The sequence below is a fragment of the Ideonella azotifigens genome (assembly GCF_006519715.1).
GTDB lineage: Bacteria > Pseudomonadota > Gammaproteobacteria > Burkholderiales > Burkholderiaceae_C > Ideonella > Ideonella azotifigens.
Genome location: NZ_VIDT01000299.1, coordinates 1 through 6,450, shown reverse-complemented (window position 1 = coordinate 6,450; position 6,450 = coordinate 1). Strand labels below are relative to the sequence as shown.

The following is a 6,450-nucleotide window of genomic DNA, read 5'->3' as shown; positions in this document are numbered from 1 at the left end:
GAAATGGTCGACCTGCTGGCCCGACAGTCGCCGGACTGGGGGCAGCCCCAGGCCCACGCGCAGGCGCTGGTCGCGATCTCCACGATGGTGGGCGCGCTGCTGCTGTCCCGCGCGGTCGATGACCCCGCGCTGGCCGATGGCCTGCGAAGCGCCGCGCTGAAGCACCTGACCCCCACCCACGATTGAAACGGCCACATGGAGCGCCGGCCCTTCGCTCGCCTTCTCACATGATGATCATCATCCCGATATCACAACCCCTCCCCACCCAAGCCTCGGACAGACCCACACCATGACAAAACACAGCAGGATTGCCCTTGTGACCGGCGCTTCGTCGGGCATCGGCCAGGCCACTGCCACGCAGCTCGCCCAGGTGGGCTACAAGGTCTACGGCACCAGCCGCCGCGGCGCCCAGCCCGGCCAACATGCTTTCGAGATGCTGGCCCTGGACGTGACACGCGACGCGTCGGTCGAAGCCGCCGTCCAGCAGCTGATGCAGCGCGAAGGCCGCCTCGATCTGCTGGTCAACAACGCCGGGTTTGGCGTGGCGCCCGCCGGAGCCGAGGAAAGTTCGATCGAGCAAGCCCAGGCCATTTTCGACACCAACTTCTTCGGCCTGGTGCGCATGACACGCGCGGTGCTGCCGCACATGCGCCGCCAGGGCGGCGGCCGCATCGTCAACATCGGCTCGGTGCTGGGCTTCCTGCCCATGCCCTACATGGCGCTGTACTCCGCCACCAAGCATGCGGTGGCCGGCTATTCCGAAGCGCTCGACCATGAGCTGCGCACGCAGGGCATTCGCGTCTCGGTGGTAGAACCTGCCTACATCAACACGCCGTTCGATGCCAACCTGATGCAGCCCGATGCGGTGCTGGACGTGTACGGCACGGTGCGCGCCGGGGTCGAGAAGCGGGTCAAGGAAGTGCTCGTTGGTGCCGACGGCCCGGAGGTCGTCGCCGAAGTGGTGCTGCGGGCGGCCACCGCGGAGCACCCCAAACTCCACTACACACCCGGCCTGGCCAGCCGCATGCGCATGCTGCGCCGCTTCGCGCCTGCCAGCGTGCTGGACGCGGGCGTCCGCAAGGACCTGCGCCTCGAAGCCTGAGCCGCTCGTTGATCCACCACATCTCCCAGCGCCGGGCCATCAGTTCGACCAAGGAAACACCATGAAGGCATTTGTTCTCGACCGCTATGCCAAGAAAGGCCTTCTGCGGCCAGCCGAGCTGCCGGACCCTGATTTGCACGACGACGAGGTCCTGGTCGAGGTCCACGCTGCCGGCGTCAACCTGCTGGACGTCAAGATCCGGGACGGCGAGTTCAAGCTGATCCTGCCCTACCGGCTGCCGCTGGTGCTGGGCCACGACGTGGCCGGCGTGGTGCGCAAGGTCGGCCCGCGGGTGCGGCAGTTCAAGCCCGGCGACGAGGTCTACGCACGGGTGGACGACTTCCGGATCGGCACCTTCGCCGAGCTTGTCCCGGTCAAGGAAAGCTCGCTGGCGCCCAAGCCCAGGAACCTCTCGATGGAAGAAGCCGCGTCCATCCCGCTGGTGGGCCTGACGGCCTGGCAGGCGCTGGTCGAGACGGCCAGGCTGAAGCAGGGAGAGAAGGTCTTCATCCAGGCGGGTTCCGGCGGCGTCGGCACCTTCGCCATCCAGTTGGCCAAGCACCTGGGCGCCACGGTGGCGACCACCAGCAGCAACACCGAGCTGGTGAAGCGCCTCGGCGCGGACGTGATCGTCAACTACAAGACGCAGGACTTCGCGCAGGTGCTGCGCGACTGCGACCTGGTGCTGAACAGCCAGGACGGCAAGACCCTCGCCAAGTCGCTCGGCGTGCTCAAGCCCGGCGGCAAGCTCATCTCCATCTCCGGCCCGCCGGACCCGGCATTCGGCCAGGCCATCGCTGCCCCCGGCTTCGTGAGGCTGGTCATGCGGCTGCTGAGCGCAAGTGTCAGGCGCAAAGCCAGGAAGCTGGGCGTCGACTATTCATTCCTGTTCATGAAGGCGAACGGCAGCCAGCTGCGCGAGATCACCAGGCTCATCGAGGCCGGCGCCATCCATCCGGTGATCGACAAGGTCTTCCCGTTCGCATCCACCAACGAAGCCATGGCCTACGTCGAGGCCGGCCGCGCAAAAGGCAAGGTGGTGATCAAGATCAGGTGAGGATGGCCTCAGGGCCATGACGCAGCGCAAGCTGGCGGCAGACAAGGCGCGACGCACGGCCAGCCGGGTCGCACAATGAATCTCTTGCCAGCCAACCCTGAGGACTCGCCAGCATGACCACGCGTCGCACCTTCATCCAGATCATTCCGGTGACCAGCCTCGCGCTGTTGGCCGCACAGCAGGCGCGCGCCGCAGACGTCGACCCCAAGGATGCCCAAGCCACGGCGCTGGGTTATGTGGTGGACGCCACCAAGGCCGACAAGGCCAAGTTCCCGAAGTACGCCGCTGGACAGACCTGCGCGAATTGCCAGTTCTACCAAGGCAAGGCGGGCGACGCGAGCGGTGCCTGCCCGCTGTTCGCCGGCAAGAACGTCGCGGCCAAGGGCTGGTGCAGCGCCTACGCGAAGAAGGCCTAGACCTGGACCTGGCGGAGCCCGGCTGGACGGCAAGCCGGGCTGAACCTGCGGCAACTTCCGGTGCTCCGGTGCTTCAGCCGTTGGACCTGAAGTGCAGGGGCCTGCAAGACGATCCCTTGCGGCATGGCGGTCGCACTTGCCATCGCGCATGATCGCCCGGCGGACGGCCCAGTTTTCCGGGTCACTTTGCAAACGCCCACACATTCGACTCGTTGTGCCAATGGTCCTCGCCCTAAAATTCACCTCGCCATGGCATACAAACCTCCGACTCACATTCTTGAAGTCCTGCAGAAGATCGAGTACGAAGAAGCGCTGCCCGACGGAGATCCGCGCTATGTGGACACGCAGACGGCACGCGGCAGCGAGAAGACCTTTGCGCGGCTGGCACGCAAGTTTGGCTGGGATCCGGCGACGAATGCCTTCTTTGCCCCCAACGACAAGCATGTGCTGTTCTTCGGCCACATCGGCAGCGGCAAGACCACCGAGCTGCGCCGATACGCGGGCAGGCTGAACGAGTCGAAGCGCTTCTATGTCGTTGAAGTCGACGTCCTTGCCAAGCTGGACCGCAACAACCTGCAGTACACGGAAGCGCTGATGGCGATGGCTGAAACGCTGCTGGAGCGTCTCAATGCCGATGGATTCTCGCTCGGCGAAGACTCGCTCAAGCCCGTGCGCGACTGGTTCGCCAGTGCCATCCAGACGCGCAGCACGAACCGGGAACTGAGCGCGGAACTCAAGACCGGCATCGAGGCTGGCGGCGGTATCCCGGGAATCGTCAAACTGTTCGCAGGCTTTACCACTGCGTTCAAGACCGGGTCGAGCCAGAAGAGCGAGTGGCGGCAGGAGATTCGCAACGGCTTCACGACCCTGGCGATCGCGTTCAGCAACCTCATTCGCACTGCAGAGGCCGAGTTGGCGCGTGCAGGGCGCGCCGAGCGGGTGCTCTTCCTGATCGACGGTACCGACAAGATGCGCGGTGAAGACACCCAGCAATTCTTCGTACAGGATGCCGAGCAACTCCTGGCAATCCAGACCCTGGCCATCTACACCGCACCACTCCACCTCAAGTACGACGGGCGGCTGGGCGGCAAGCTCGATGCTGACATGGTGCTGCCGATGATCAAGCTGCAAGAGCGCGACGGCAGCCCCTTCGAGCCCGGCCTGACGGCCATGCATGAGCTGCTGCTGCGGCGCGCCGACAGCAGCCTGTTCTCCAGCGACGCCGAAGCGAAGCGCCTGGTGGAATACAGCGGCGGTCATCCGCGCGAACTGCTGCGCCTGTTGAAGCTGTGTTGCGAAGTGGCAGACAACATCATCGACGCGGCAGTGGTGCAACGAGCCATCGAACAACTCGCATCCGACTACCGCTACTTCCTCAAACCCGGCGACTACGCGCTGCTGAAGGCCATCGACGCCAACCCGGCCCACGGCGGCAACGACGAACAGGCGCAGGAACTGCTGCACCGGCTGGCGCTGCTGCAGTACAACGATGGCGCCTGGCGCCGCAGCCACCCGGTGGTGCGCACGCTGGAGGGCTACCGACTGGCCGTGGTGCCGGCTGCCGAGCCTGCAACCGCGCCAGCCGCAGCTCCCCCAGCCTGACCCAAGCGGCAGTCTGCGAAATGGCCGGCTCCGCCTTCGATGTTGAACAACTGCGGTTGGCGGCGGCACGTGGTCTCCCAGCGTCTTGCCACGACGATTTCCTGCGCCTTTCGCGCACGCTGGTGCACGGCCCGGCCTTCCAATGGTTGCTGGTCGATGCGCCCGACGAAAACCTGCGCAAGCAGGTGATGACGGCGCTCGACGAGGTCTTGCGCATGGCGGGCCTGAACACCAGCCGCCTGCCGGTGAGCGACAGGATTGCCGACGTGGCTGAGCTGGAAGAGCGTCTCATCAAGAACGCCCGCGCAGGCTCGGTGGTCCACGTCGTCGGCCGGCCGGGATGGTTCGATTCGGCGCGATGGGACGCCTTCAACGCACGCCGCGAACGCCTTGCCTCGCAAGCCCGCGCACGCCTGGTGTTCTGGCTCGATGCCGATGCGATTGCACTCGCCTCGAGCAAGGCGCCTGACTTGTGGGCCTGGCGAAGTGGCGTCTATGCCTTCCTGCCCCCCGCGGCGCCTGCGACATCCGCACCCGCCATCGGTTCCAGCCCCGAACTCAAGCTCACCAGTGGCCATGTCTCGCCGATCCCGCCTAGGCCAACGGGCGCAGACAACCGTTCAATGGCAGAACGCAGCCGCCGCGTCGCCGAGATTCGAGCCTGGCTGGCAAACAAGCCAGCGCCGCCGGACGAATTGCTTGCGGCACCTGTCGACGAACTTGGCAGGTTGCTGCATGATCTCGGTGACTACGACGCCGCGCTGCAGCACTGGCGCGAGGTCGAACTCCCTTTGCATCGGCGCCTGGGTGACGAACGAGCGGAGGCCATGACCAAGGGCCAGATCGCCGACATCCTGCAAGCCCGCGGCCAGCTCGACGAGGCCCTGCGCATCCGAAGAGAGGAGCAACTGCCCGTCTATGAACGCCTGGGCGACGTGCGCTCCAAGGCTGTGACCACAGGCAAGATCGCCGACATTCTGCAAGCCCGCGGCCAGCTCGACGAGGCACTGCGCATCCGGAAGGAGGAACAACTGTCCGTTTATGAGCGCCTTGGCGACGTGCGCGCCAAGGCCGTGACCATGGGCAAGATCGCCGACATCCTGCAAGCACGCGGGCAGTTTGACGAGGCCCTTCGCATCCGCCGAGAAGAGCAAATGCCTGTCTATGAGCGCCTGGGCGACGCGCTCTCCAAAGCCGTCACAGTGGGCAAAATTGCCAACATCCTGCGAACCCGCGGGCAGCTCGACGAGGCCTTGCGCATCTACCGGGAAGAACAACTGCCGGTATTCGAGCGACTTGGCGACATACGCTCCAAGGCCGTCACCATGGGTCAGATTGCAGACATCCTGCAAGACCGTGGCCAGTTCGACGAGGCCTTGCGCATCCGCAGGGAGGAACAAATGCCCGTCTTTATGCGCCTGGGCGACGTGCGCGAGCAGGCCGTCACCATGGGGCAGATCGCCGATATCCTGCAAGACCGCGGCCAGCTCGGCGAGGCCCTGCGCATCCGCAAGGAGGAAGAACTGCCCGTCTATGATCGCCTTGGCGAGGTACGCGGGAAGGCGATCACAAGCGCGAAGATCGGGTTGCACTTGCTGGATGGAGAAGGGGCAACGGCCGATGAAGCCAGGCAGTTGCTTGAGACGGCATGGGCAGAGCTGTCGCGCCTGGGTTTGCCAGAGGCAGATGCCCTTGCCGAACAGATGCGCATGCGAGGTTTGAAGTTGCCCGCCACCCACCGACGTGAGTGAAACGCGGTGCGCTGCCCGGAGAACGGCGCAGGCATTGCTGGCCTACGGCGAATTTGCAGTCGCTCTCGGCAGCCACAACTCAACGCGAGTCCCGGCCCCCGAAGCTTCGACCACAACCCGCGCCTCGTGCACCTTAGCCACCTCGGCGACGATGGCCAGGCCCAGGCGGCCGCTGGCGGCGGGGGTGCGGTCGCTGCCGGTGCGCAGCAGCAGTTGCTGCGCCGGCACTGGCATGCCGGCGCCGTCGTCGGTGACGATCAGGCCGGCCTCTTGTTCGGTGACCTGCATCAGCACGTCGACCCGGCCGCCGGGGCGTGAGAACTTGAGGGCGTTGTCGACGAGGTTGCAGAAGGCCCGGGTCAAGGCCTCGCGGTGGCCGAGCACGGCGACGCCGAAGACCAGCGCCTGCTCCAGCGTGCGGCCTTCCTGGACGGCGCGGCGCTCGAAGGTCTCGCAGGCCTCGTCGATCAGCGAGGCCAGGTCCAGCGAGACACGGCCGCTCAGCGGCAGGCGGCTCAGGCG

6 protein-coding genes and 1 pseudogene are annotated in these 6,450 nt (G+C 65.8%); 6 read left to right on the top strand and 1 reads right to left on the bottom strand.

The window, feature by feature from the left end; translation table 11 throughout:
- The 6 genes and pseudogenes from FKP22_RS17475 to FKP22_RS17450 all read left to right on the top strand — a co-directional run.
- Positions 1 to 186 (top strand): annotated as a pseudogene (locus FKP22_RS17475) (TetR/AcrR family transcriptional regulator); the annotation flags it as partial.
- Between the two features lie 103 nt (positions 187 to 289).
- Positions 290 to 1,102, top strand: a complete 813-nt coding sequence (locus FKP22_RS17470) for an oxidoreductase (RefSeq protein ID WP_141288783.1) — start codon at positions 290 to 292, stop codon at positions 1,100 to 1,102.
- Positions 1,103 to 1,163: 61 nt separating this feature from the next.
- A complete protein-coding gene (locus FKP22_RS17465) occupies positions 1,164 to 2,159 on the top strand; it encodes an NADP-dependent oxidoreductase (protein ID WP_141288782.1) in 996 nt (331 codons plus the stop codon).
- A 113-nt stretch (positions 2,160 to 2,272) separates the two neighbouring features.
- Positions 2,273 to 2,575, top strand: coding sequence for a high-potential iron-sulfur protein (locus FKP22_RS17460; RefSeq protein ID WP_141288780.1), 303 nt, complete (start codon positions 2,273 to 2,275; stop codon positions 2,573 to 2,575).
- A 249-nt stretch (positions 2,576 to 2,824) separates the two neighbouring features.
- Positions 2,825 to 4,177 (top strand): ATP-binding protein, encoded by a 1,353-nt coding sequence (locus FKP22_RS17455; protein ID WP_141288778.1) that lies wholly within the window; start codon positions 2,825 to 2,827, stop codon positions 4,175 to 4,177.
- 20 nt (positions 4,178 to 4,197) lie between these two features.
- Positions 4,198 to 5,928: a tetratricopeptide repeat protein gene (locus FKP22_RS17450; RefSeq protein ID WP_141288776.1), complete on the top strand. Its 1,731-nt coding sequence runs from the start codon at positions 4,198 to 4,200 to the stop codon at positions 5,926 to 5,928.
- A 42-nt stretch (positions 5,929 to 5,970) separates the two neighbouring features.
- Here FKP22_RS17450 and FKP22_RS17445 read toward each other — a convergent pair.
- A partial coding sequence (locus FKP22_RS17445; RefSeq protein WP_233446871.1) for a sensor histidine kinase occupies positions 5,971 to 6,450 on the bottom strand: 480 nt, incomplete at its 5' end.

Excerpts from the sequence above, each read along its gene's own strand:
- FKP22_RS17455 (WP_141288778.1), top strand. The coding sequence starts at position 2,825 with ATGGCATACAAACCTCCGACTCACATTCTTGAAGTCCTGCAGAAGATC.
- FKP22_RS17465 (WP_141288782.1), top strand. The coding sequence starts at position 1,164 with ATGAAGGCATTTGTTCTCGACCGCTATGCCAAGAAAGGCCTTCTGCGG.
- FKP22_RS17470 (WP_141288783.1), top strand. The coding sequence starts at position 290 with ATGACAAAACACAGCAGGATTGCCCTTGTGACCGGCGCTTCGTCGGGC.
- FKP22_RS17450 (WP_141288776.1), top strand. The coding sequence starts at position 4,198 with ATGGCCGGCTCCGCCTTCGATGTTGAACAACTGCGGTTGGCGGCGGCA.
- FKP22_RS17460 (WP_141288780.1), top strand. The coding sequence starts at position 2,273 with ATGACCACGCGTCGCACCTTCATCCAGATCATTCCGGTGACCAGCCTC.